18 protein-coding genes and 1 pseudogene are annotated in these 22,835 nt (G+C 67.6%); 10 read left to right on the top strand and 9 right to left on the bottom strand.

Annotated features, from left to right (window positions below; translation table 11 throughout):
* Positions 1 to 2 precede the first annotated feature (2 nt).
* Genes RCH21_RS00360 through RCH21_RS00375 form a run of 4 tightly spaced genes read right to left on the bottom strand, consistent with a single transcriptional unit; the run spans position 3 to position 3,751 of the window.
* On the bottom strand, positions 3 to 761 hold the full coding sequence (locus RCH21_RS00360) for an iron ABC transporter ATP-binding protein (RefSeq protein ID WP_326962754.1): 759 nt from the start codon (positions 759 to 761) through the stop codon (positions 3 to 5).
* On the bottom strand, positions 758 to 1,771 hold the full coding sequence (locus tag RCH21_RS00365) for an iron chelate uptake ABC transporter family permease subunit (RefSeq protein ID WP_326962755.1): 1,014 nt from the start codon (positions 1,769 to 1,771) through the stop codon (positions 758 to 760). The genes RCH21_RS00360 and RCH21_RS00365 overlap by 4 nt, the downstream gene beginning before the upstream one ends.
* The gene (locus tag RCH21_RS00370; RefSeq protein ID WP_326962756.1) at positions 1,761 to 2,774 is read right to left on the bottom strand and encodes an ABC transporter permease; all 1,014 of its coding nucleotides are present in this window, start codon (positions 2,772 to 2,774) and stop codon (positions 1,761 to 1,763) included. Before RCH21_RS00370 ends, RCH21_RS00365 begins: the two co-directional genes overlap by 11 nt.
* Positions 2,775 to 2,806: 32 nt before the next feature.
* The gene (locus RCH21_RS00375; protein ID WP_326962757.1) at positions 2,807 to 3,751 is read right to left on the bottom strand and encodes a siderophore ABC transporter substrate-binding protein; all 945 of its coding nucleotides are present in this window, start codon (positions 3,749 to 3,751) and stop codon (positions 2,807 to 2,809) included.
* Positions 3,752 to 4,074: 323 nt separating this feature from the next.
* Here RCH21_RS00375 and groES point away from each other — a divergent pair, with 323 nt between their 5' ends.
* The 3 genes from groES to RCH21_RS00390 all read left to right on the top strand — a co-directional run bounded on the left by groES (position 4,075) and on the right by RCH21_RS00390 (position 7,104).
* Positions 4,075 to 4,371 (top strand): co-chaperone GroES, encoded by a 297-nt coding sequence (groES, locus tag RCH21_RS00380; protein ID WP_055768411.1) that lies wholly within the window; start codon positions 4,075 to 4,077, stop codon positions 4,369 to 4,371.
* Between the two features lie 75 nt (positions 4,372 to 4,446).
* A complete protein-coding gene (groL, locus tag RCH21_RS00385) occupies positions 4,447 to 6,063 on the top strand; it encodes a chaperonin GroEL (RefSeq protein WP_120149462.1) in 1,617 nt (538 codons plus the stop codon).
* Positions 6,064 to 6,249: 186 nt separating this feature from the next.
* Positions 6,250 to 7,104 carry a VanW family protein gene (locus RCH21_RS00390; protein WP_326962758.1) on the top strand — a complete coding sequence of 285 codons (855 nt, stop codon included), beginning with the start codon at positions 6,250 to 6,252 and terminating at the stop codon, positions 7,102 to 7,104.
* A 72-nt stretch (positions 7,105 to 7,176) separates the two neighbouring features.
* Here RCH21_RS00390 and RCH21_RS00395 read toward each other — a convergent pair whose 3' ends face one another.
* Positions 7,177 to 8,811 (bottom strand): ribonuclease J, encoded by a 1,635-nt coding sequence (locus RCH21_RS00395; protein ID WP_120149460.1) that lies wholly within the window; start codon positions 8,809 to 8,811, stop codon positions 7,177 to 7,179.
* Positions 8,812 to 9,123: 312 nt separating this feature from the next.
* Here RCH21_RS00395 and RCH21_RS00400 point away from each other — a divergent pair.
* The 3 genes and pseudogenes from RCH21_RS00400 to RCH21_RS00410 all read left to right on the top strand — a co-directional run.
* Positions 9,124 to 9,813, top strand: a pseudogene (locus RCH21_RS00400) (acyltransferase family protein); the annotation flags it as partial.
* 222 nt (positions 9,814 to 10,035) lie between these two features.
* Entirely contained in the window at positions 10,036 to 11,562 is a 1,527-nt protein-coding gene (gene guaB / locus RCH21_RS00405; RefSeq protein WP_326962759.1) for an IMP dehydrogenase, read from the top strand.
* A gap of 51 nt (positions 11,563 to 11,613) precedes the next feature.
* Complete coding sequence (locus RCH21_RS00410) at positions 11,614 to 13,443, top strand: ABC transporter ATP-binding protein (protein ID WP_326962760.1); 1,830 nt, start codon at positions 11,614 to 11,616, stop codon at positions 13,441 to 13,443.
* An 88-nt stretch (positions 13,444 to 13,531) separates the two neighbouring features.
* Here RCH21_RS00410 and RCH21_RS00415 read toward each other — a convergent pair whose 3' ends face one another.
* Positions 13,532 to 14,152 carry a hypothetical protein gene (locus RCH21_RS00415; RefSeq protein WP_326962761.1) on the bottom strand — a complete coding sequence of 207 codons (621 nt, stop codon included), beginning with the start codon at positions 14,150 to 14,152 and terminating at the stop codon, positions 13,532 to 13,534.
* Between the two features lie 136 nt (positions 14,153 to 14,288).
* Positions 14,289 to 15,428, bottom strand: a complete 1,140-nt coding sequence (locus tag RCH21_RS00420) for a ThuA domain-containing protein (protein WP_326962762.1) — start codon at positions 15,426 to 15,428, stop codon at positions 14,289 to 14,291.
* Between the two features lie 453 nt (positions 15,429 to 15,881).
* Between RCH21_RS00420 and RCH21_RS00425 the strand changes: the two genes are divergently transcribed.
* Positions 15,882 to 17,021: a GuaB3 family IMP dehydrogenase-related protein gene (locus RCH21_RS00425; RefSeq protein ID WP_120149454.1), complete on the top strand. Its 1,140-nt coding sequence runs from the start codon at positions 15,882 to 15,884 to the stop codon at positions 17,019 to 17,021.
* Positions 17,022 to 17,214: 193 nt separating this feature from the next.
* Entirely contained in the window at positions 17,215 to 17,706 is a 492-nt protein-coding gene (locus RCH21_RS00430; protein WP_120149453.1) for a PTS sugar transporter subunit IIA, read from the top strand.
* Positions 17,707 to 17,731: 25 nt separating this feature from the next.
* Here RCH21_RS00430 and RCH21_RS00435 read toward each other — a convergent pair whose 3' ends face one another.
* Both RCH21_RS00435 and RCH21_RS00440 read right to left on the bottom strand, forming a co-directional pair.
* Positions 17,732 to 19,477: an ABC transporter ATP-binding protein gene (locus RCH21_RS00435; RefSeq protein WP_326962763.1), complete on the bottom strand. Its 1,746-nt coding sequence runs from the start codon at positions 19,475 to 19,477 to the stop codon at positions 17,732 to 17,734.
* A complete protein-coding gene (locus RCH21_RS00440; RefSeq protein WP_326962764.1) occupies positions 19,470 to 21,191 on the bottom strand; it encodes an ABC transporter ATP-binding protein in 1,722 nt (573 codons plus the stop codon). The genes RCH21_RS00435 and RCH21_RS00440 overlap by 8 nt, the downstream gene beginning before the upstream one ends.
* 130 nt (positions 21,192 to 21,321) lie before the next feature.
* Between RCH21_RS00440 and RCH21_RS00445 the strand changes: the two genes are divergently transcribed.
* A complete protein-coding gene (locus RCH21_RS00445) occupies positions 21,322 to 22,242 on the top strand; it encodes an SURF1 family protein (RefSeq protein WP_326962765.1) in 921 nt (306 codons plus the stop codon).
* Positions 22,235 to 22,723 (top strand): DUF3817 domain-containing protein, encoded by a 489-nt coding sequence (locus tag RCH21_RS00450; RefSeq protein ID WP_326962766.1) that lies wholly within the window; start codon positions 22,235 to 22,237, stop codon positions 22,721 to 22,723. The genes RCH21_RS00445 and RCH21_RS00450 overlap by 8 nt, the downstream gene beginning before the upstream one ends.
* Positions 22,724 to 22,835 lie beyond the last annotated feature (112 nt).

Consider the following 22,835-nt stretch of genomic DNA (forward strand, 5'->3'; position numbering starts at 1 on the left):
GCCTAGGCGAAGTACACGCCGATCCTGTTGCCGCGGATCAGCTCCACCTGGATGTCCACGTCGTAGACGTCGCGCAGCACCTCCGGCGTCATGATCTCCTCGGCCGTGCCCTGGTGGATGAGGGCGCCGTCGCGCATCGCGATGATCGTGTCGGAGTAGCAGGACGCGAAGTTGATGTCATGGATGACCAGCACCACGGTCTTCCCGAGGTCGTCGACGAGCCGTCGGAGCAGGCGCATCATGTCTACCGAGTGCTTCATGTCGAGGTTGTTCAGCGGCTCGTCCAGCAGGATGAAGTCCGTGTCCTGCGCCAGCACCATCGCGATGAAGGCGCGTTGCCGCTGTCCTCCCGAGAGCTCGTCGACGAACCGGTCTGCCAGCTCGGTCATGTCGAGGTACTCGAGCGCACGTTCGATGTGCTCGCGGTCCACCACCGTGGGTCTGCCGCCGTTGTGGGGGAAGCGGCCGAACCCCACGAGGTCGCGCACCGAGAGCCGGACGGTCAGCTGGTTCTCCTGGCGGAGGATGGACAGCGTGCGGGCGAGGGTCTGGCCGGAGGTCGTGCTGACGTCCAGTCCGTCGACATGGACCGTACCGGCGTCCAGCGGCAGCAGCCTGCTCATCATCGACAGCAGGGTGGATTTGCCGGCACCGTTCGGCCCGATGATCGAGGTGACGCCGCCCCGCGGGATGGTGGCGCTGACGCCGTCCACCACCGTGATGGCGCCATAGCGCTTGGTGGCGTTGTCGAGGGTGATCACCGGACACGGCCTTTCAGGAGGAGGGCGAGGAAGACGAGGCCGCCGGTGAACTCGATGACGATGCTGAGCGCGGTGTCGAAGGCGAACACCTGCTCGAGGACCAACTGGCCTCCGACGAGGGCGATCACGCCGAGCAGGACCGCGATCGGCAGGACGACGACGTGGCGGAACTGGCTGCACAGCTGGTAGGCGAGCGCCGAGACGAGGAGCCCGAAGAACGTCGTCGGACCGACGAGGGCGGTGGAGACGGCGACCAGCACGGAGCAGATCACGAGCACGAGGGTCACGGTGCGCCGGTAGTCGACGCCGAGACCGACGGCCGTGTCGCGCCCCAGCGCCAGGACATCGAGGCGGTGCCGCAGGCGCCACGCCGGTACGCAGAGTCCTCCGACGGCGACCGCAGAGATCAGCAGCAGGGTGGGGTCCACGCGGTTGAAGCTTGCGAAGAACAGGTCCTGCAGGATGATGTACTCGCTCGGATCCATGAGGCGCTGGAGCAGCGACGAGGCGCCGCGGAAGAACACGCCGAAGACGATGCCCACCAGCAGGAGCAGGTGCAGGCTGCGTCCACCTCCCGTGAAGAGCCACCGGTAGAGCATCGAGGAGAAAGCGACCATGAGGGTGACTTCCACGGCGAAGCGGATCGGCGGGCCGAGCGTCAGCAGCGTGGAGGCGCCGAGGGCGAAGGCCAGTGAAGTCTGGATGAGGATGTAGAGGGCATCGAGCCCCATGATCGACGGCGTCAGGATCCGGTTGCCGGTCACCGTCTGGAACAACACCGTCGACACCCCCACGGCGACGGCGACGAGCACCATGGCGCCGATCCGGTTGAGTCGCCGCGGCAGGACGTAGGCGAGGTTTCCCTCGAGGCCGACGAGCAGGAAAGCCGCCACGAGGGCCGCGGCGGTGACGCCGAGGACCACCAGCCAGACTCGCGGAGGAAGCGTCCGCACGGGTCTCCGTGCCGTCTGCACGACGGCGGCGGGAAGGGCCCCTGTCCTACCGCGCACCGGCGGTCCTCCTCACGAGGAGCGTGATGAACAGCGCGCTGCCGACCACGGAGACGATGACGCCCACGGGCACTTCGTAGGGCAGGCGGATGACCCGGCCGAGGATGTCGCACAGCAGGACGAAACCGGCGCCGAACACGGCGATCCAGGGCACGGCCCTGCGCACGTTGTCGCCGATGAGCAGGGACACCAGGTTGGGGACGATCAGCCCGAGGAAGGGGATGGAACCGACCACCACGACCACCACGGCGCTGATCAGACTCACCAGCACCAGTCCGAGGTTCATGGTGCGGCGGTAGTTCAGGCCGAGGTTGGTCGTGAACTCCTCGCCCATCCCGGCCACGGTGAACCGGTCCGCGCAGATGTAGCCCACGACGGCGAGGGCGGCGACGATCCACAGGAGCTCGTAGCGGCCGCGGATGACGCCGGAGAAATCGCCGATCATCCAGGTGTTCAGGGTCTGCAGGAGATCGAAGCGGTAGGCGAAGAAGGTGGTCACAGCCGAGATGACACCGCCGAGCATGATGCCGACCAAGGGGACGATCAGGGTGTTGCGCAGCGGGATGCGGCGGAGCACGACCAGGAACAGGGCGGTCCCCGCCATGGCGAAGAGGGCGGCGACGACCATTTTTCCGACGATCGGAATGGCGGGCAGGAGCAGAGTCGCCACGAGGATGCCGGCCGTGGCGGACTCCACCGTGCCGACGGTGGACGGCTCCACGAACCGGTTGCGCGCCATGAGCTGAAGGATGAATCCCGCGATACTGAGCGCGACACCGGCCAGGATCACGGCCAGGGTGCGCGGGATCCGGCTCACGAGGAAGGTCTGCCAAACCGCGGCGTCTCCCGCGAGGAGATCGGCCGGTGAGACGTCGGACACCCCGACGAAGAGGCTGATGAGGGCAAGCAGCAGCACGGCTCCGGCGGCCAGCCACAGGGCGGGCGGTCGGACGGAGCCGTGCTGCTGTGCCGGTTGCTTCGACCGGAACATGAGTGTTGCCAAGAGGTACCTGCCGAGGGGGAGCAGTGTGCCGATCAGGCCGCGACGGCCTCGTTGACCGCGGACACCATCGCGTCGAGGTTGTTCAGGCCATAGCCGATCAGGTACCAGCTCGCGGAATCGAGGTAGGTGACGGCGTCGTTCTTCACGGCGTCGGTGCCGTTCACGAGTTCGTTGTCCAGGACGGCTGCACCCGCCGCGCCGGCCTCGCCGACGGCGGCGTCGCGGTCGATGACGAACAGGTGCGCGGGATTGACATCGGCGATGTACTCGAACGAGACGGCCTCACCGTGGGTGCCCTCGGACTTCACGTCCGCGGCGGGCTCGACGCCCAGGACATCGTGGATGAGCCCGAAGCGCGACCCGGACCCGTAGGCCGTTACCTCGCCCGCACTGGTCAGCAGGACCAGGCCGTTCCCGGCGGATGCAGCGGCCTCCTTCGTCTCGCTGATCCCGGTCTGGAGGTTCGCAAGGCGCTCGGTCACTTCGTCCTCGAGGTCGAAGATGCGGCCGAGTGCTTCGGTGTGCTCGGTGAAGCTGGCGATCGGGTCGGCGGCATCGACACTGAGGTCGATCGTCGGTGCGATCTCCGACAATTGGTCATAGGAGTCGGCCACGCGGCCCGAGATGATGATCAGGTCGGGCTCGGCGGCGGCGATCGCCTCGAAATCCGGTTCCTTCATGGAGCCGATGTTCGCGGTGTCGCCCCCCTCGTAGTCCGACAGCTGGGCGGGCAGGGTTCCCTGCGGTACGCCGGCGACGTCGACCCCGAGTGCATCGAGCGTATCGAGAGCGCCGAGGTCGAAGGTGAAGACGTTCTGGGGGTCCACGGGTACTTCGGTGGTTCCCTGCGCGTGGTCGATGGTGACCGAAGCGGCTGTTGTGGGCTCACCTGCCGCTTCGGAGGATCCACCGCATCCCGAGAGGGCAAGGGTGGCCGCGGCGGCGGCGGAGAGGACGGCGAGTCGCACATGTGCCATGGATTGGCTCCGGAAGGTAAGGGCCGGGCAGGGCCGGCGGTGGAAGTAAGGAGTGCCTTACCTTCTCGAATGTAGAGGGAAGCCGGTGAATTACGCAAACGAAGCGTGACCTATTTGATGGATGGCAGCCGCCCGCGGTGGCGGAATCCGCAACGGCTGGCACTCGCCTTGACCGAGTGCCAGCCGTTGCATACAGTCAGGACTGGCACTCACTCCCTGTGGGTGCTAATCCCGAGGGAAGCGTTCGCCGGCACCGCGACGACGGTTCACGCCCAGCCCGACGGCCTATATTCCATTGGTATCGAACGCAAAGGAGAGCCCGAGTGTCGGTCTCTATTAAGCCCCTTGAGGATCGTATTGTTGTCCGCCCCCTCGAAGCCGAGCAGACCACTGCTTCCGGCCTCGTCATCCCGGATACGGCCAAGGAGAAGCCCCAGGAGGGCGAGGTCGTAGCAGTTGGACCGGGTCGCGTCGACGACAACGGTAACCGCGTCCCCGTCGATGTCGCCGAGGGCGATATCGTCATCTACTCGAAGTACGGCGGAACCGAGGTCAAGCACGGCGGCCAGGAGTACCTGGTGCTCTCCGCCCGCGACGTCCTCGCAGTCGTCGTCAAGTAGTACCCCGAACGGAGAAGCCCCGGCCCGCGATGGCCGGGGTTTTTTCTCGCTGCACAAGCCTGAAAGGAATCAACAATGGCAAAGCAGTTGGAATTCAACGACGCCGCCCGCCGTGCCCTCGAGGCCGGCGTGGACAAGCTCGCGAACACCGTCAAGGTGACGCTGGGCCCCCGTGGACGCAACGTCGTGCTCGACAAGAAGTGGGGCGCTCCCACCATCACGAACGACGGCGTCACGATCGCCCGCGAGATCGAACTCGATGACCCGTACGAGAACCTCGGCGCTCAGCTGGCCAAGGAAGTAGCCACCAAGACCAACGACGTCGCCGGTGACGGAACCACCACCGCGACGGTCCTCGCCCAGGCTCTCGTCAAGGAGGGCCTCCGCAACGTGGCCGCCGGGGCCGCACCAGGACAGCTCAAGCACGGCATCGAGGTCGCGGTCGAGGCCGTCGCCAAGCGCCTGCTGGAGAACGCCCGCGAGGTCGTCGGCCAGCAGACCGCGAACGTCGCGTCCATCTCCGCCCAGAGCACCGAGGTCGGAGACCTCCTCGCCGAGGCTTTCGAGAAGGTCGGCAAGGATGGTGTGATCACCATCGAGGAGTCCTCCTCCACGCAGACCGAACTGGTCCTCACCGAGGGCATGCAGTTCGACAAGGGTTACCTCTCGCCGTACTTCGTGACCGACGCGGAGCGGCAGGAAGCCATCCTCGAGGACGCGCTCATCCTGATCAACTCGGGCAAGATCTCGTCACTGCAGGAGTTCCTGCCGCTGCTGGAGAAGGCCCTGCAGGCAGGTAAGCCGCTGTTCATCATCGCCGAGGACATCGAGGGCGAAGCGCTCTCGACGCTCGTCGTCAACAAGATCCGCGGAACCCTGAACGTCGTCGCCGTCAAGGCTCCCGGCTTCGGTGACCGCCGCAAGGCCATGATGCAGGACATCGCCACCCTCACGGGCGCGCAGGTCGTCTCGCCGGATCTCGGCCTCAAGCTGGACCAGGTGGGCCTCGAGGTGCTCGGTTCCGCTCGCCGGATCACCGTCACCAAGGATGCGACCACGATCGTCGACGGCACCGGCAGCGCGTCCGACGTCGCCGACCGCGTGGCGCAGATCCGCGCAGAGGTCGAGCGCACCGACTCCGACTGGGACCGCGAGAAGCTCCAGGAGCGCCTCGCGAAGCTCGCCGGCGGAATCGGCGTCATCAAGGTCGGCGCAGCTACCGAGGTCGAGCTCAAGGAGAAGAAGCACCGCATCGAGGACGCCGTGTCCTCGACGCGTGCGGCTCTCGAAGAGGGCATCGTCGCCGGTGGCGGCTCGGCCCTGGTCCATGCCGGCAAGGCACTGGACACGGATCCCGACGTGCTGGCACTCGAGGGCGACGCGGCCACCGCTATCGGCCTCGTCCGCCGCGCCCTGGCCCAGCCGCTGCGCTGGATCGCCGAGAACGCCGGACACGAGGGCTATGTCGTCGTCGCCAAGGTCTCGGACCTCGAGGTGGGTCACGGCTTCAACGCCGCGACCGGCGAGTACGAGAACCTCGTGGACGCCGGCATCATCGACCCGGTGAAGGTGACGCGCTCCGCACTGCGCAACGCTGCCTCCATCGCCGCGCTGGTACTCACCACGGAGACCCTCGTGGTCGAGAAGCCCGAGGAGTCCGACGGCGCAGAAGGCCACGGCCACTCGCACTAGGACACGGGGGCTTCTGGCCCCATCGGCAGTTTCAGAAGCACCCCGGCGCATACCCGCGCCGGGGTGCTTCTGTGTCCGAAGCTTCCAGTGTCGGGCCCGGCGTCCGTGACGGCCCACAGCCCTGTGCCGGCTGCCGATGTACTCCCTAGCATTGTGGAACGACGACGCTCAGAAGGAGGGGGAGGCGTGGCACGACGACTGTTCGGCGAGATATCGCCGCTGACCTACCGCATCGCGACCGAGCGGATGATCCTGCTCAGGCATGTACGGAACCTGCGGCAGAAGGGCACCCTTGCGATGACGCGGCCGCAGGAGGAACTACCCGTCACGGTCTACCGGCATTCCTCGTTGATCCGGCGAAGGCTCGGCAACGTCGACACGGAGTTGCAGGACAACAAGGCGATGAGCCTCGGTCTGACAGCACCGAAGATCGACGGCATCCTGATCGCCCCTGGTGAGCGCTTCTCGTTCTGGAACCTGGCGGGCCGCTGTTCGGCCAAGGAGGGCTACAGGGAAGGGCTCACCATCAGCAACGGTGAACCGACCCGCGGGATGGGTGGCGGGATGTGCCAGTTCACGAACCTGCTGCACTGGATGGTGCTGCACAGTCCGCTCACCGTCGTGGAGCACCACCACCACAACGGGCTGGACCTGTTCCCGGACTACAATCGGCAGATCCCCTGGGGCACCGGCACCTCGATAGCGTTCAACTATCTTGACTACCAGGTCGAGAACCGCACGCCGTACCTGTTCCAGTTCCGCACATGGACGACGGACGAGTATTTGCGGGGCGAGCTCCGCGCCGACCGGGAGTTGCCGACCAAGTTCCACATCAGGGAGCGCGACGCGTATTTCTACGAGCAGGAGGGTGAGGTGTACCGCCACAACAGGGTGTTCCGGTCCGAGCGCGACAAGCGCACGGGGCTCGAGCTGTCGGATGAACTGATCCTCGAGAACGAGGGCCGGATCGCCTACGACCGTTCACTGGTCCGTGCAACGATCCTTCCTGCGCGACCCGCCCCAAGGGATACCACCCCCTGATCGACGACGGAGCCCGGTACTCCTTCGAGTACCGGGCTCCGTGGTGCTACCCATCGTGTGGGGTGGCGCTGGTCAGGCGTCGACGACGATCGCGGTGACGACGGGCTGGCGGTTGTAGAACCGGCGCATCCAGTTGGCCGTGGCCCGCTCGATGATCTCTTCCGGATCCTGGCGACGTCCGCCCTGTCGGTTCGACGCGGCGTCGCGCAGGGCCTTCTCGACGGCTGCACCGGCCTTGTCGAGGTCCTCGTCGGAGCAGGAGAAGCCCTTGGTGAAGAACTCCGGGACCTCGACGAGGTCGCCGTTGTCGGGGTCGATGATCGCGAGGACCGTGACGACACCCTCCTCGGCCAGGCGGCGGCGCTCCACGAGGTCCTCCTCGGTGATGCCCCCGACGCTGTCCCCATCGACGAAGACCAGGCCCGCCTCGACCTTGCCCGAGATCGTGGCGCGACCGCGGACGAGGTCCACGGTCACCCCGTCCTGGGCGAGGACGACGTTGCGGGGATCGACGCCGGTAGCGACGGCGATCTCCGAGTTGGCGCGCAGGTGGCGCCATTCGCCGTGTACCGGCATGACGTTGCGGGGCTTGACGATGTTGTAGCAGTACGCGAGTTCACCGGCACTGGCGTGCCCGGAGACGTGCACCTTGGCGTTGCCCTTGTGGACGACGTTCGCGCCGATCTCGGTCAGGGCGTTGATGATGCCGTAGATCGCGTTCTCGTTGCCCGGGATGAGTGAGCTGGCCAGCAGGACGGTGTCGCCCTCGCTGATGCGGATCGCATGGTCCTTGTTGGCCATGCGCGAGAGCGCGGCCATGGGCTCGCCCTGGGAACCGGTGCAGATCAGCACCACCTTGTGGTCGTCGCTGCGCTCGAGCTTCTTGAAGTCGACGAGCAGTCCCTGCGGGATGTTCAGGTAACCGAGGTCCGCGGCGATGGTCATGTTGCGGACCATCGAACGTCCCACGAACGCCACCTTGCGGCGGTGGCGGTGGGCGGTGTCGATGATCTGCTGGATGCGGTGGATGTGGCTCGCGAAGCTGGAGACAATGATCCGGCGCGGTGCGGTGCGGAACACGGCGTCGATGGCGGGCGCGAGGTCCTTCTCCGACGTCGTGAAGCCGGGGACGTCCGCGTTCGTCGAATCCGTGAGGAAGAGGTCCACGCCCTCGGCGCCCAGGCGGGCGAAGCCCGCGAGGTCGGTGATGCGGCGGTCGAGGGGGAACTGGTCCATCTTGAAGTCGCCCGTGTGCAGGACCATGCCGGCCGCGGTGCGGATGGCGACGGCGAGGCTGTCCGGGATGGAGTGGTTCACGGCGACGAACTCGAGGTCGAACCCGCCCATGGTGCGGCGGTCGCCCTCCTTGACCTGGATGGTCTTCGGCGTGATGCGGTGTTCCTTCAGTTTCGCCTCGATGAAGGCGAGCGTCAGGCGCGAGCCGACCAGGGGGATGTCCGCCCGTTCCTTGAGCAGGTACGGGACGCCACCGATGTGGTCCTCGTGTCCGTGCGTCAGGACGACGGCCACGACGTCGTCGAGCCTGTCCCTGATGTAGGAGAAGTCCGGCAGGATCACGTTGATGCCCGGCTGGTGTTCCTCGGGGAACAGGACACCGCAGTCCACGATCAGCAGCTTGCCGTCGAACTCGAAGACGGTCATGTTTCTGCCGATCTCACCGATGCCACCGAGAGCGACGATGCGCATGGCTCCCTTGGCCAGTTCCCGTGGTGCTGTCAGTGCGGCAGGTCTTTTATTCACAGATTAGGTTTCTCTCAGTGGTGGCGGGGGCAGGGGAGAGGCCACTGGACGTACGTCGTCGAGGCCGGCAATCCCGGCGGATCCCTGAAGTGGTCCCGGTCGAGCCGGGAAGATACTCCTTCTAGGATACGTCGTCGGGCGCCGCATCGAAGGACCGGGGGCCGCAGGTGGCTGGGCAGGACCCGGGGAAAGGTCACGCAACGATAAACTGACGGTTTGCGATCGTCCAGCAGCACCCGCACCCCGAGGAGGGACACCATGACCGCCGTCCTGCCCGCCGCACCGTCGGAGCGTGCCGCCGACGCGTCGTCGGGCCCCGGGGACCGCCGGTTCCGCCCCGAAGTGCAGGGACTCCGCGCGCTCGCCGTCGCCATGGTGGTGGTGTACCACGTGTGGCTCGGGCGGGTATCGGGTGGCGTGGATGTCTTCCTGCTCGTCTCGGCGTTCCTGCTCACGCTCACGTTCACGCGGCGCCTCGAGGCGGGGAAGCCGCTGGCCCTCGCGGCCCACTGGCTCGGCCTGCTGAAGCGCCTGCTGCCCGCCGCCGCCGTCGTGCTCCTCGCAGTCCTCGCGGCGACTGCCGTCTTCATCCCGAGTTCGCGCTGGAGGTCGGTCTTCGACCAGACCTGGGCGGCCCTGACCTATCGGCAGAACTGGGAGATGGCAGGCAACGCCGTCGACTATTACGCACTGGACCACAGCGCCGCGAGCCCGCTGCAGCACTTCTGGTCACTGTCCATCCAGGGACAGGTGTTCCTCCTCTGGCCGCTGCTGTTCGCGGCCTGCGCCGTGATCGTGAAAATGACGCGGGCCCGGCCGAGGCCGGTGCTGATCGCGCTGTTCGGTGCGGTCTTCCTGCTGTCCCTCGCGTTCTCCGTCCGGCAGACCGGTGCCGACCAGGCTGCTGCTTATTTCGATACGCGCTCGAGGCTGTGGGAATTCGCGCTCGAACGTGCGCGTCTACATGGACCATGACCACCTGTCGAAGACCTACGTCGAGACGACCATCCCTGTCTTCGAGGAGCGACTGAAGGCCGTGCTCGGCTGGTGACGTGAGGCCTGTCACCGGAATAGGGCACCCCCGCGATCCGTTCTAGACTGAAAGAGCCCGCCGGCGCATCGTAGCCGAAGGTCCCTTCCCCACCCGGTGACACCGAAAGAGGCGCAGCAGTGAGCCAGCAGTCCGGCCAGAACGAAACCCACGACCCCTTCGGATTCATCGGCCTGACGTACGACGACGTGCTCCTGCTCCCCGGCCACACCGACGTCATCCCCTCGGAGGCGGACACGTCCTCGCTCATCTCCAAGCGCATCACGGTCAAGACCCCGCTGCTCTCCTCAGCCATGGACACCGTGACCGAAGCGCGCATGGCGATCGCCATGGCCCGCCAGGGCGGCCTCGGCGTCATCCATCGCAACCTGTCCGTCTCCGACCAGGCGGAACAGGTGGACCGCGTGAAGCGCAGCGAGTCCGGCATGATCACCAATCCGCTGACCATCGGACCGAAGGCCACGCTGCAGGAACTCGACGAGCTCTGCGGCCACTACCGGGTGTCCGGCCTGCCCGTGGTTGACGACGGCGGCCACCTCCTCGGCATCGTCACGAACCGTGACACCCGCTTCGTGCTCGAGCGGGACTTCCCGAGCATGCTCGTGCACGAGGTCATGACGAAGATGCCGCTCGTCACCGGGCGGGTCGGCATCAGCGGGGACGACGCTATCAACCTCCTCGCGGCCAACAAGATCGAGAAGCTCCCCCTCGTCGATGACGAGGGGGTCCTCCGCGGGCTGATCACCGTCAAGGACTTCACTAAGGCCGAGCAGTACCCGCTGTCCACGAAGGACGACGACGGCCGCCTCCGCGTCGGTGCGGCGATCGGCTTCTTCGGCGACGGCTGGGAGCGCGCCATGGCGCTCGTCGACGCCGGCGTGGACGCCCTCTTCGTCGACACCGCCAACGGGCACAGCGCCGGCGTGCTCGAGATGATCGCCCGGCTCAAGGCCGAGAAGTCGCTGGCCCACGTGGACATCATCGGCGGCCAGGCCGCGACCCGCGAGGGCGCCCAGGCACTGATCGACGCCGGAGCGGACGGCATCAAGGTGGGTGTGGGCCCCGGCTCCATCTGCACCACGCGCGTCGTCGCCGGCGTCGGCGTCCCGCAGGTCACCGCCATCTACGAGTCCGCGAAGGCAGCCATTCCCGCCGGCGTCCCCGTGATCGCCGACGGGGGTCTCCAGTACTCGGGCGATATCGGCAAGGCTCTCGTCGCCGGTGCCGACACCGTGATGCTCGGATCGCTGCTCGCCGGGTCCGCGGAAGCCCCCGGGGAGCTGATCTTCGTCAACGGCAAGCAGTTCAAGACCTACCGCGGCATGGGCTCCCTCGGCGCCATGCAGACGCGCGGCAAGAACACCTCGTACTCGAAGGACCGCTACTTCCAGGCGGATGTCACGGGCGACGACAAGTTGATCCCCGAGGGTATCGAGGGACGCGTCGCCTACCGCGGGCCCCTCGCCTCCGTGGCCTACCAACTCGTCGGCGGCCTGCGGCAGACCATGTTCTACACGGGCGCCCGCACCATCCCCGAGCTGAAGGCCAAGGGCAAGTTCGTGCGCATCACGGCTGCCGGCCTCAAGGAATCCCACCCGCATGACATCCAGATGACGGTCGAGGCACCCAACTACGGCTCCAAGTAGCAGCTCCGCACCGGTTCTTCCCGGGCAGCACGGCTGGCGGGTTGATCCGGCATGAGCGGACTTCCGCAGCCGGAAGTCACCGCGCGCCGCAAACTCCGCCTCGGCCCCTACGCACGCGCCGTCGGGCAGGTCCTGGTGGTGAGCGCGAAGGCCTCACCCGGCGCCGTCGCCATGAAGGTCGCCGGGTCGCTCATCTCGGCGGTCCTGCCGCTGGTCACGACGTATTTCGCGTCCCTGACGACGACGGCGCTGGCAGCCGCCTACTCCGGCGATCCGACCGCGGGGCGGTCTGCCATCACCTACGTGGTCGTCACCGCCGTCCTCGGTCTGCTGTGGGGGGCCTTCACGAGCGTCGACCGCTACATCCAGCAGGTCCTGAGCTTCCGTGTCGGCGCCATCGTGGGCGACCGCATGTACGAGCGCTTCCTGGCGCTCGAGTTCTGGCGGTACGACGACAAGGAGACGGTGGATCTCTACGACCGGGCGCGCCGGTTCTCCGACTCGTACGCGCGGGTACTCGACCGCATCGCGGCGATCTTCACCCAGCTGGTCTCCGTGGTCCTCGCGATCGTCGCGCTGCTCCTGGTCAGCTGGTGGATCGCGCTGATCGTCCTCGTGGCGATCATCCCGAGCGTGTACCTGCAGTTCCGGCTCTCACGGGAGCAGATGGCGCACTGGAACACGCAGGTGGACTCGAGGCGGCAACGGCGCATGATCGAGAACAACCTCATGAAGCCGCAGCACATCGCCGAGATGCGCCTGTACGGGATCGTCCGATACCTCATGGACCTGCGTTCCACGCTGCGTGACGCCGACGAGAAGCGGCGGCTCGACTTCCAGAAGCGGTACATCCCCAAGCAACTGCTCGCCGACGCGCTGCAGTACGGCGCCGAACTGCTCGCACTGGTGTGGATCGTGGGTCAGATCATCGCCCGGGCGCAGCCCGTGGGCCAGTTCCTGTATGTCCAGCAGATCGTCAGCAGGGCGCTGAGCACGGCGAACAACCTCGTGTCCTCCCTGAGCTCCATCGACGAGGACCTCGCCAACCTCAAGGACTACGAGCAGTTCATGGACTTCCCGCTGTCCGCCGACGCCGACGGCCGACTGGAAGCCGCACCGACCGTCGTCGACCTCCGCGACATCCACTTCACCTACGCGGGAAGCGAGGACGAGGTGCTGCGGGGCATCTCCATGACCTTCGAGCGCGGTACGCACGTCGCCATCGTCGGGGAGAACGGCGCGGGGAAGTCGACGCTGATCCGGGTCCTCGCAGGCCTCTACCAGCCGAGCAGGGGAGAGGTACTGCTCGACGGGCGGAACCTGCGGGACATCGGTATCGACGACTGGCACCGGCACCTGGCTGTCATGTCGCAGGATTTCCTCCGGTACGAATTCGCGACGGCCGCCAACAATATCTACTTCGGCGATGTCCTCCACCCGCGGAACGACGACCTTGTGCGCCGGGCCGCTGCGGATGCGGAGGCAGCCGACTTCATCGAGAAGATGCCGAGCGGGTTCGACAACTACGTCAGCAACTGGATGGAGGATCCCCGCGGACGGAAGGGGAGCGGACTCTCCGGCGGGCAGTGGCAGCGGCTCGCGATGGCGCGCAACTTCTACCGGGACGCTTCCTTCATCGTCATGGACGAGCCGACGTCGGCCATCGACGCCCTGGCGGAGCACCGCATCTTCACGCGACTCTTCGCGGACCGCTCCCGGACGATCATCGCGATCAGCCATCGGCTCGCCACCATCGAGAAGGCCGACGTGGTGTACATGCTGGAGGACGGGCGGGTCGTCGAGTCGGGCACGCACCGCGAACTCGTCGCCCTGCGCGGCCGGTATTTCCGGATGTTCGAGAGCCAGTTGCCAGAGGAGTGACCAGGGGCGGCGACCATCGGGCTGTCCCGCCAACACGCGGTCCGACACCCGGCTTACTACCCGGTGTGCCACCCGGTCGGAGAGGCTGTCATTCGTGGCCCTCCGGTTCCCTGAACTCCGCGGGGACATCGTCAGGATCCCCGGACGGGGCCAGGAAGAGGTGCACATGCCCTCTGTCCGAGTCGAGGGTCAGGGTGTCCAGTTGCGCCGCTCCGGCCTGCCACAGGCGCACGGATGCATCGCGCCGCTCCGCCACGGTTGCGGCAAGAGCGGTCTGCTCGTCGGGGGACGCCGCCAGGTAGTCCCCGTAACCAGAAGCCGCCGAGTCCAACAGGTGAGCGGCACCGATGAAGGCCTCCCGTGCAACGGTCTGCTCACTCGTGCCGTCCTGCACCTCGCCCAGGGCTTCCGATGCAAGCTTCACGTTTCGCTTCCACCCGTCCACCTCCTCGACGCCGGCCGGATCCGGACCGGCGGAACCATCAAGCTGCACAGCGGGCGCGAGTTCCTGCAGAACCTGCGCCAGATGCCCCTGCGCCTCTTCGGCTGCCGCAGCCAGATCGGCAGTGAGCTCGGTCTTCTCCTCGGCCTGTCCCGTCGCGAGTTCTTCCGCAATTGCTTCGATCGAGCCCGCCTCGGGAGTAAGGGGTTCGTTTCCAGCCCGCCCCGCGATGAGGGCGCCGGCCACGGCGATCAGTAGTGCGACCACGGCGGTCAAGGTGAGCAACCGCGTTGTCCGGGGATGGCGTGGCGAGCGTTTCAAGAGGATGTACTACCTTCGTTGACGGCGGCGGTGTCCGCCGCACCGGCGTGTCGAGCAGTAGCCGGTGCGGCAGACGCCATTCCTACTGCTGTTCGCTCTGCCAGGTCTGCAGGTCGCGTACCTTCCCGAGCAGCAGGTCGTGTGCCGGTGAATCACGGTCGACGTGCGCACGGACCTGCCCCGCGGCCGCGTTCAGCTTGTCCGCCGAATCGGCATGGAGGCCGGCATCCGCGAGCTCCTGGGCCTTGTCCAGCTGCTTCGCCAGCTGCGTGGAGGCCTGCGATGAGATCTGGCCGTCGGCCAGCAGGTCCGCTGTCAATGACTCGACCTCGTACCAGGTGACGCAGTCGCCGCCGCCACTCACAGCACCGGCGGACCACTCGATGCCGCCCAGGAGGTGCTTCAGGAACACGGGATCGACGTACGATGCCTCCGTATGTCCTCCGCCTGTGTACCAGGAGCGGGCGGACTCGAAGTTCTGACACCAGGACAGCGGGTGGTCGGCACCCATGCTGCCGCCGCCGGCGTTGTACGTGGTTTCATCGAGGTTCGTGAGTACCCGCACAGAATCGCGAGGGCTTTGCGTGAAGTTGTACCACTCATCGAAGCGAGCCCAGGTACCTGGCAGGTGTTCTGTCGAAGGATGGGTTCCGTCTTCGACCACCTGCACGGCATTCTGCTGCTGTGGATGGCTGACGAAGCGGGCTCCGCCACCGGTCAGCTGGCTGTACCAAGGGATTGTGTGCATGGAATCTGTTGCTGCATGGACGCCGGCGAATCCGCCCCCGTCCCGGATGTAACCCTGGAAAGCGTCGAGTTCGGTCTTGTTCAGCAACGTCGGTTTCGCGGGATCGAGATTATTGGTGCCATCGACGGTGGAGACGAACACGATGGTTTCGTACTTGTCTAGGTCGGAGGCGCTGGTGAATGGAGTGCTGGGCAGCGTGCGATCGGGCTGCCCCTTGTTACTCGGTGACGTCGCGGGGTCCCAGACCTCGACGCTGAACCCGTTCGCCTTGCCCAGCGCCATGATCGCCGTTGTGGCCTCGTCGATGCTGCTGTGGCGGAAACCGGTCGTCTTGCCGACGACGAGTACGTCGTAGTCCTGCACGATCTCAGCCTGAGCCGGCAGGGAGCCGGCCTGGGCCTGAGCCGCGAGTGCGGGGACGACCAGCGCTGCTCCAAGTACGCCGAGGACTGCCTGACAGATGTATCGCTTCATTGCGCTCCTTCTTCGGTGACGGTGTCTCTCGGCAGGCTTGGCTGGGCCAGGCACATCTAGAGAAGGCCGTGGATCCAATACTTCGATCTTTCATCGATGAAAGATCGACGGGCCGACGACTTAACCCTCAGTAAACACAGGATCCGCCTGACAAGCCATGGATTTGTCGACATTGGCAACATATTCTTTCGCCCTCGTTCAGGGGAGGAGGGCAGCCGATGCGGTGTCCGCGAGGAAAGCCATCTCGCATCGGAAGATCGAGAGGGCTGCTTACCGCACACGCGATCCGAGACCGCCGAGCTCACCGCGACGGCAACACTGTCCGGACGCTCGTCGTGAGCCGCCGCCCGATCCACGGCCGGAGCCGCCGCCCGATCCTCCGCCTGCGCCGCCGCCCGATCCTCCGCCTGCGCCGCCGCCTGTGGGTGACCCGCGCTGGGCTAACCTAGAGCAGTGACTTACGAGATCGAGATCGGCCGAGGCAAGCGCGGACGCAGGGCTTATTCGCTGGATGACGTCGCGGTGGTGCCCTCCCGGCGCACCAGGGATCCGCTCGACGTCTCGGTGAGCTGGCAGATCGACGCCTACCAGTTCGAGATGCCCGTCGTCGCCGCGCCCATGGACTCGGCGATGTCCCCGGCCACCGTCATCGCCATGGGCCGGCTCGGGGGTCTGGGCGTCCTCAACCTCGAAGGGCTGTGGACGCGCTACGAGGATCCGCAGCCGGTCCTTGACGAGATCGCGGACCTCAGCACGGAGAACTTCAGCCCGGCCGTGACGCGGCGCATGCAGGAGCTTTACGACGCACCGATCCAGGCGGGGCTCATCACCAGCCGCCTCGCCGAGATCCGCGAGGCCGGAGTGACGGTCGCAGGATCCCTGACACCGCAGCGCACCCAGCAGTTCTACAAGACCGTGCTCGCGGCCGGCGTGGACATCTTCGTCATCCGCGGCACCACGGTGTCCGCCGAGCACGTATCCAAGAACGAGCAGCCGCTCGACCTCAAGAAGTTCATCTACGAGCTCGACGTCCCCGTGATCGTCGGCGGAGCCGCCGGCTACACGCCCGCCCTGCACCTCATGCGGACGGGCGCCGCAGGCGTGCTCGTCGGCTTCGGCGGAGGGGCGACGACGACGACGCGCCGCGCACTCGGCATTCATTCGCCGCTCGCTTCGGCGATCTCCGACGTCGCCGGGGCCAGGCGCGACTACATGGACGAGTCCGGCGGCCGGTATGTCCATGTCATCGCCGACGGTGGCATGGGCGCCAGCGGCGACATCGTCAAGGCGATTGCCATGGGCGCCGACGCCGTCATGCTGGGGTCCGCGCTGGCCCGCGCCGAGGAGGCGCCCGGCAAGGGGTGGCACTGGGGCCAGGAGGCGCACCACCAGGAGCTGCCGCGCGGGGACAGGGTCAACATCGGCACTGTCGGACCGCTCCGGGAAGTGCTGTGGGGTCCCTCCCACCACACCGACGGCACGTCCAACCTCATCGGTGCGCTGCGCCGTGCCATGGCCACCACCGGCTACTCGGACCTCAAGGAATTCCAGCGGGTGGAAGTGGTTCTCTCGCCCTACGTGACCACCGACTGATCAGCGTTCAGTCGCGGTAACTCCCTCCGGTCGCCCGACCGGACCGCGGCGCATGCAGCGCGCGGACGGGAGTGCCCGGCGCTGTCCCGGTAAGCTGGGAGGGCCGGGGGAGGCCGCGTCCAGCGGCCGTCATCGGCGCGCAGCGGCCGCTACCCCGGCCACCTCGGCCGGTGGGAACTTCGAAAGGCACATTGTGAGCGAACGGTCCCCCGAGCTGTACGACGCCGAACTCACCACCCCCGATCTCGTGATCCTCGAGATGGAGGCGTCCTCGAAGGACGACGCCGCAGCCCAACTCGCAGGCAGGCTCCACGAGGCCGGCCGCATCTCCGACCTCCAGGGGTTCCTCGACCAGGTCAACTCCCGCGAGCACCAGATGGCCACGGGCTTGCCCGGCGGCATCGGTCTGCCGCACGCGCGGAGCGAGTACGTGAACCAGACGTCCATAGCCGTCGGCGTCACGCGCTTCGGCTACAGCCTGGACTTCGGGGCCGTCGACGGCCCGGCGACGCTCGTGCTGCTCATGGCAACCCCGGCGCAGTCCTTCTCGGAGCACCTCGAGGTGCTCGCGACCATTGCCCGCAGCCTCTTCAAGGAGAACTTCCGGGAGTCGCTGCGCAGGGCACACGACGCCGAGGTCATCGCGGAGCTGATCAACTCGTCGCTGGTCTTCTTCGACCACTAGCGCCCGCTCGGTCCCAGGCAGCGCCCTATTCGCTCCGCCACGAGTTCCACAGCGACGCGTAGGCACCGTCCAGCGCCAGCAGTTCGTCGTGCGATCCGAGTTCGGCGATCCGACCCTCCTCGACGACGGCCACGCGGTCGGCGTCGTGCGCGGTGTGCAGCCGGTGCGCGATGGCGATGACGGTGCGGCCATCGAGGACGGCGTTGAGCGAGCGCTCGAGGTCCCGCGCAGCCTGGGGATCGATCAGCGACGTCGCCTCGTCCAGCACCAGGGTGTGCGGATCGGCGAGGATCAGCCGGGCCAGCGCAAGCTCCTGGGCCTGCGCGGGCGTCAGCTCGTGTGCACCCGAGCCGACCTCCGTCTCCATCCCCGCCGGCAGCTGCTGGACCCAGTCGAGCGCGCCGACGCTGCGCAGGGCGTCCTTGATCTCACCGTCCACCGCATCGGCACGGCCGAGGCGGACGTTGTCGGACACGGAGCCCACGAAGACGTGGTGCTCCTGCGTCACGAGGGCCACTTCGCGCCGCAGGTCGTCGAGCGGCCGGTCCACGAGGGGCACGCCGCCCACGGTGACGGAGCCCGACGTCGGCGGGTGGATGCCGGCGATCAGGCGCCCCAGCGTTGATTTGCCGGCGCCTGAGGGCCCGACGACGGCGAGCCGCTCGCCGCGCACCAGTACGAGGTCGATGGAGTGCAGCACGTTGTGCCCCGGGCGGTAGGCGTAGCTCGCTGCCGACACGACGATGTCCTCGTTGACGGGCTCCGCCGTCGTCGCCTGCCGGTCCGGTTCGACGTCCTTGATACCGACGATGCGTGCCAGCGACGCCGCCCCCACCTGGATCTCGTCCGTCCACATGATGAGCAGGTCCACGGGGTCGATCAGCCGCACCGCGAACAGGGCGACGGCGGCGACCGCCCCCGGCGTCACGATGTCCTGGCCTGCGAGCCAGCCGCCCCAGAGCAGGACGGCGGCGGCGGGCAGCCAGAAGGCGATGTCGGCCGCGGGGAACAGGATGGACCTCAGCCACAGCGTGTAGCGCTCCGCCTGGAAGCTCGTGCCCAGGGCGTCGTCCAGGTCCTTCCTGCGCAGCGCACCGAGGCTCAGCGCGTCCACGGTACGTGCGCCCTCGATGGTCTCGGTGATCGTCCCGTTCACGACGGCGTAGGTCTCGCGCTCGCGCATGTACCCGCCCGCGCTGCGCTTGAGGTACCAGCGCGTCACGGGCCAGAGCAGCGGCAACCCCACGAGGAGTGCGAGCGACAGGACGGGGGAGGTGACGACGGCGGCGCCGAGGGTCAGGATGATGGTCACCACGGACACGACGACCTGCGGCACGCCGAAGCGCACGGTGTGGGACACCGCGTCGATGTCGTTCGTGGTGCGGGCCACGAGGTCGCCCGTCCCCGCCTTCTCGACCGTGGACAGCGGAAGCGCGGTGACGTCCGCTAGGAAGTCCTCGCGCAGTTCGGCGAACACGCGCTCGCCGAACACCATGCCCGACCGCACGGCGTACCGGCGCAGCACGGACTGCACCGCGAGGAATCCGAGCATGGCGAGGGACAGGCCGGCAACGAAGCCGGCCGATGTCCCCCCTGCGAGCGCATCGATGAGGAGGCCGAGCAGGAGCGGCCCGGCGAGCCCCGCGATGGAGGAGCCGACGTAGAGGGCGATCACTGCGCCGAGGCCCCGGCGGTGGTGGCGGATCAACCGTGAGGCCTCGTTCCGCACCGATCTCGGCCCGGCGACGGGAAGCTTGGCCGTGCTACTCACTGCGGATCACCACATTCCGATAGGCGGTACTGCCGGCCATGAGGTCCTTGTGGCTGCCTTGGGCGGTCACGCGGCCGTCCTCGAGGAAAAGGACGCGGTCCATCGTCCGCAGCATCAGCGGGCTCGCCGTCACGATGACGGTCGTCATCCCGTCCCGTCGTCGGGCTCCACCGAGCCGTGCCGCGATCCGCTGTTCCGTGTGGGCGTCGACGGCGCTGGTCGGTTCCACCAGGACGAGGGTCTCGGCCCCGGTGAGGTAGGCGCGCGCGAGCACGAGGCGTTGGCGCTGCCCGCCCGAGAAACCCCTGCCGCGTTCGGTGACCTCGTGGCCGAGACCGCCGTCGAGGCCGTCCAGGATGTCGAGCGCGCTGGCGGCTTCCAGTGCTGTGAGGAGGGTCTCGTCGTCGTGCCTGCCGGAGGGGTCCAGCTGACGGCGGAGCGGCCCGCTGAAGAGCTGCGGGCTCGCCTCGCTGACCACGACCCGGGCGCGGATGTCCGGCAGCGGCACGTGCCGCAGGTCGGCGGCACCCCATCGGACGGTCGCTTCTTCGAGGACGGCGTCCTCGAAGCGGCCGAGGCGGGTGACGGCCTCTGTGGCCTCCGCGGGCTCGCGTGAGACGACGGCGGTGAGGAGCCCGGGTTCGACGACGACGCCGGATCGCTCATCGACCAGCATCGAGCCGGCAGGGGGAGCGGGCACAGGGGATCCGCTCTCGGAGACGTTCGCGTCGACCGACAGCACCGCGATGATCTTCCGGGCGCCGACGTGCGCGCGGATGAAACGGGCCACCGAATCGGCGGCTGCCCGGATGGGTGTCATCAGGAAGATGGAGAACCCGTAGAGGGCCACGAGTTCGCCGGGGGTGATGTCGCCGGACAGGACCAGGGACGCGCCGACCCAGGTGAGAACCACGCTGAAGGACCCGGCGATGAAGACCTGGGAAGCCTCGAGGTCCGCGAGGGAGCGGGCTACCCGGATGCCCGAGTCGCGGGTCGCGGCGGACTTCACGCGGTAGCGGTCCACGAAGATGTGCTCGCCGCCGATCCCGCGCAGGACGCGGAGCCCGGCGACGGTGTCCGCACCCACGGCCGTCATCTTCCCCGAGGCCTCACGCTGTTCACGCTGCCGCGCCTGCATGGGCTTCACCACGAACAGGAGGAGGCCGCAGCAGACGGGCACGCCCGCGAGCACGACGACGCCGAGCATGGGTGAGGTCTGCCAGATCAGGACCGTCACGACCAGCCAGGCAGCGGCTGCTCCCGCGAGGCGCGTCAGTACCTCGTACACCTCGCCGAGCCGGAACGCGTCCGACGCGGCGGTCGACACCACCTCGCCCGTCGAGAGCGCCGTCGGCAGGGCGTCACCGGTCCGGCTGATCTTGTCGCCGACCAGGCGGACGGACCGGAAAGCCGCCTGCATCCAGTTGCTGACTCCCGCTCGGTGGGTCGCGGTATCGGACACGGCCTGGACCACCATGAGTCCGAGAAGTGCCCCGGCCCAGCCCACCAGGGCTCCTGTGTCTCCGCCGATCACGCCGTCGTCGATCGCCCTGCCGAGCACGAAGGGCATCACGGCCTGCGACGCCATCCACACGGTCCCGAGGAGGATTCCCGCGGCGAGCGTCGCCTTCTGGAAGCCCCCGAGCCACCGCAGGTACCGCGCGGGAGAGCGCAGGTCCGGCGCAGGGGTCAGGGGATAGGGAAAGGAACGCACGAGGGTCAAGCGTAGACTGCGACGGGCCAAAGTGATAGGGATGTCCCAATCAGTGAGTCGGCTGCCCGCTCCTGTCCAGCACCACCATCAGCATTCGCTGTTCTACAAAGGCACGAAGTACCGTTGAGGAGTGTTGAAGACCGCGCTCAGGCCCCGATGGATCCTCATGCTGATCCTCGCGATGGCGATCGCCGCGGTCTTCGTGCTCCTCAGCCAGTGGCAGTTCAATTCCTCCCGCGAAGAGCCTCCACCCGCGCCCGGTTCGACGGAGGACGTGCGGCCGCTGACCGACGTCCTTCAGCCCCTCACCCCGCTCTACGCCACCACCGCCGACCAGATGGTCTCGCTCGACGGCGAGTTCCTGCCGGACACGCGTGTCCTGGTGCAGGACCGACTTCGCGACGGCGACGAGGGGCTCTGGGTCGTGCAGGCGTTCGCCGTCGACCGCGCTGCCGCGGCAGAAACAGCCGACGCTCCTGAGGACGCCGTCATCCCCCTGGTGCTCGGCTGGGTGCCCGAGGCGGACAACGCGTCGTCCGTACCCGAGCAGCAGGGCCGGGCATCCGTCGTCGGACGATTGCTGCCGCCCGAAGCCCCGGTGGTGCAGCGGCCCGTCGAGGGACAGGTGCCCACCCTCTCGACCGCGGAGCTGTCGAACCTGTGGGATGCGCCCATGTACTCGGCCTTCGTCGTCGCCTCGGACGTGACGGCCGGTGGCTCGGCAGTGCCCCTCGCCGCCGACATGGAGCGCGTCGTGGTCGGGCCGCAGCCCCAGGAGACGCCCGTCAACTGGCTGAACATCTTCTACGCCGTCGAATGGGTCGTGTTCGCCGGTTTCGCCTTCTTCCTCTGGTGGCGCCTCGTCGCTGATGACCACCGGCGGACGCTCGAGGACGCGGCGGACGCCGCCGAGGAGGCGCAGGCAGGGGAGATCCCGACCGGCACCGATGCACCCGTCACTCCCGATTCGTCCGGGGGGTTGCCGCTCGCCGGCACCAGCCCGACATCCCTGACGCCCTCCCCTAGTGAAAGCGGTGCACACCGTGACTGAGCCAGCCCCCCGCCCGACCGCAGGAAGAGGCGGGACGACCTCCACGGGGAAGCCGAAGCGGCGGTTCGGCGGCACGCACGCGCAGATCCGGTCGGCACTCACGTTCTACAAGGTGCTCGCCTACGCCACCGGAGTCATGCTGCTCCTCGTGGTCGTCGAGATGATTGCGAAGTACGGTTTCGGCTCGGAGATCATCGCAGGCGGGGGAGCACCCCTCCAGCTCCTGCCCGAGGTCGTCGCCGAGACGGCGGGGGGATTCAACCTCTCGACGGCGGTCCTGATCGTGCATGGATGGCTCTACGTGGTCTACCTGATCGCCGACTTCCGCCTCTGGCAGTTCATGCGCTGGCCGTTCGGCCGCTTCGTCCTCATCGCGCTCGGCGGCGTCGTTCCGCTGCTGTCCTTCTTCGTGGAGAGAAGGATCCACAACCAGGCCGAGGAAGACCTCGCCGCACATCCCGAGGCGGCACCGCGCTACTGATCGCTGCCGCCAGGGCGGGCACGCCGCCTCCACCACCCGCCCGAGCCCGTCTGCCGCTTCCGCTGCCCGCCCGCTGATGTGCGACGCCGGAGTACGCAGACTATTGTTGACG

The organism is Arthrobacter sp. PL16 (assembly GCF_035985055.1).
Lineage (GTDB): Bacteria > Actinomycetota > Actinomycetes > Actinomycetales > Micrococcaceae > Arthrobacter_D > Arthrobacter_D cheniae.

Coding starts and splice junctions, on each gene's coding strand:
- groL (WP_120149462.1), top strand. CDS start 4,447: ATGGCAAAGCAGTTGGAATTCAACGACGCCGCCCGCCGTGCCCTCGAG.
- RCH21_RS00375 (WP_326962757.1), bottom strand. CDS start 3,751: ATGGCACATGTGCGACTCGCCGTCCTCTCCGCCGCCGCCGCGGCCACC.
- RCH21_RS00420 (WP_326962762.1), bottom strand. CDS start 15,428: ATGAAGCGATACATCTGTCAGGCAGTCCTCGGCGTACTTGGAGCAGCG.
- RCH21_RS00395 (WP_120149460.1), bottom strand. CDS start 8,811: ATGCGCATCGTCGCTCTCGGTGGCATCGGTGAGATCGGCAGAAACATG.
- RCH21_RS00410 (WP_326962760.1), top strand. CDS start 11,614: ATGAGCGGACTTCCGCAGCCGGAAGTCACCGCGCGCCGCAAACTCCGC.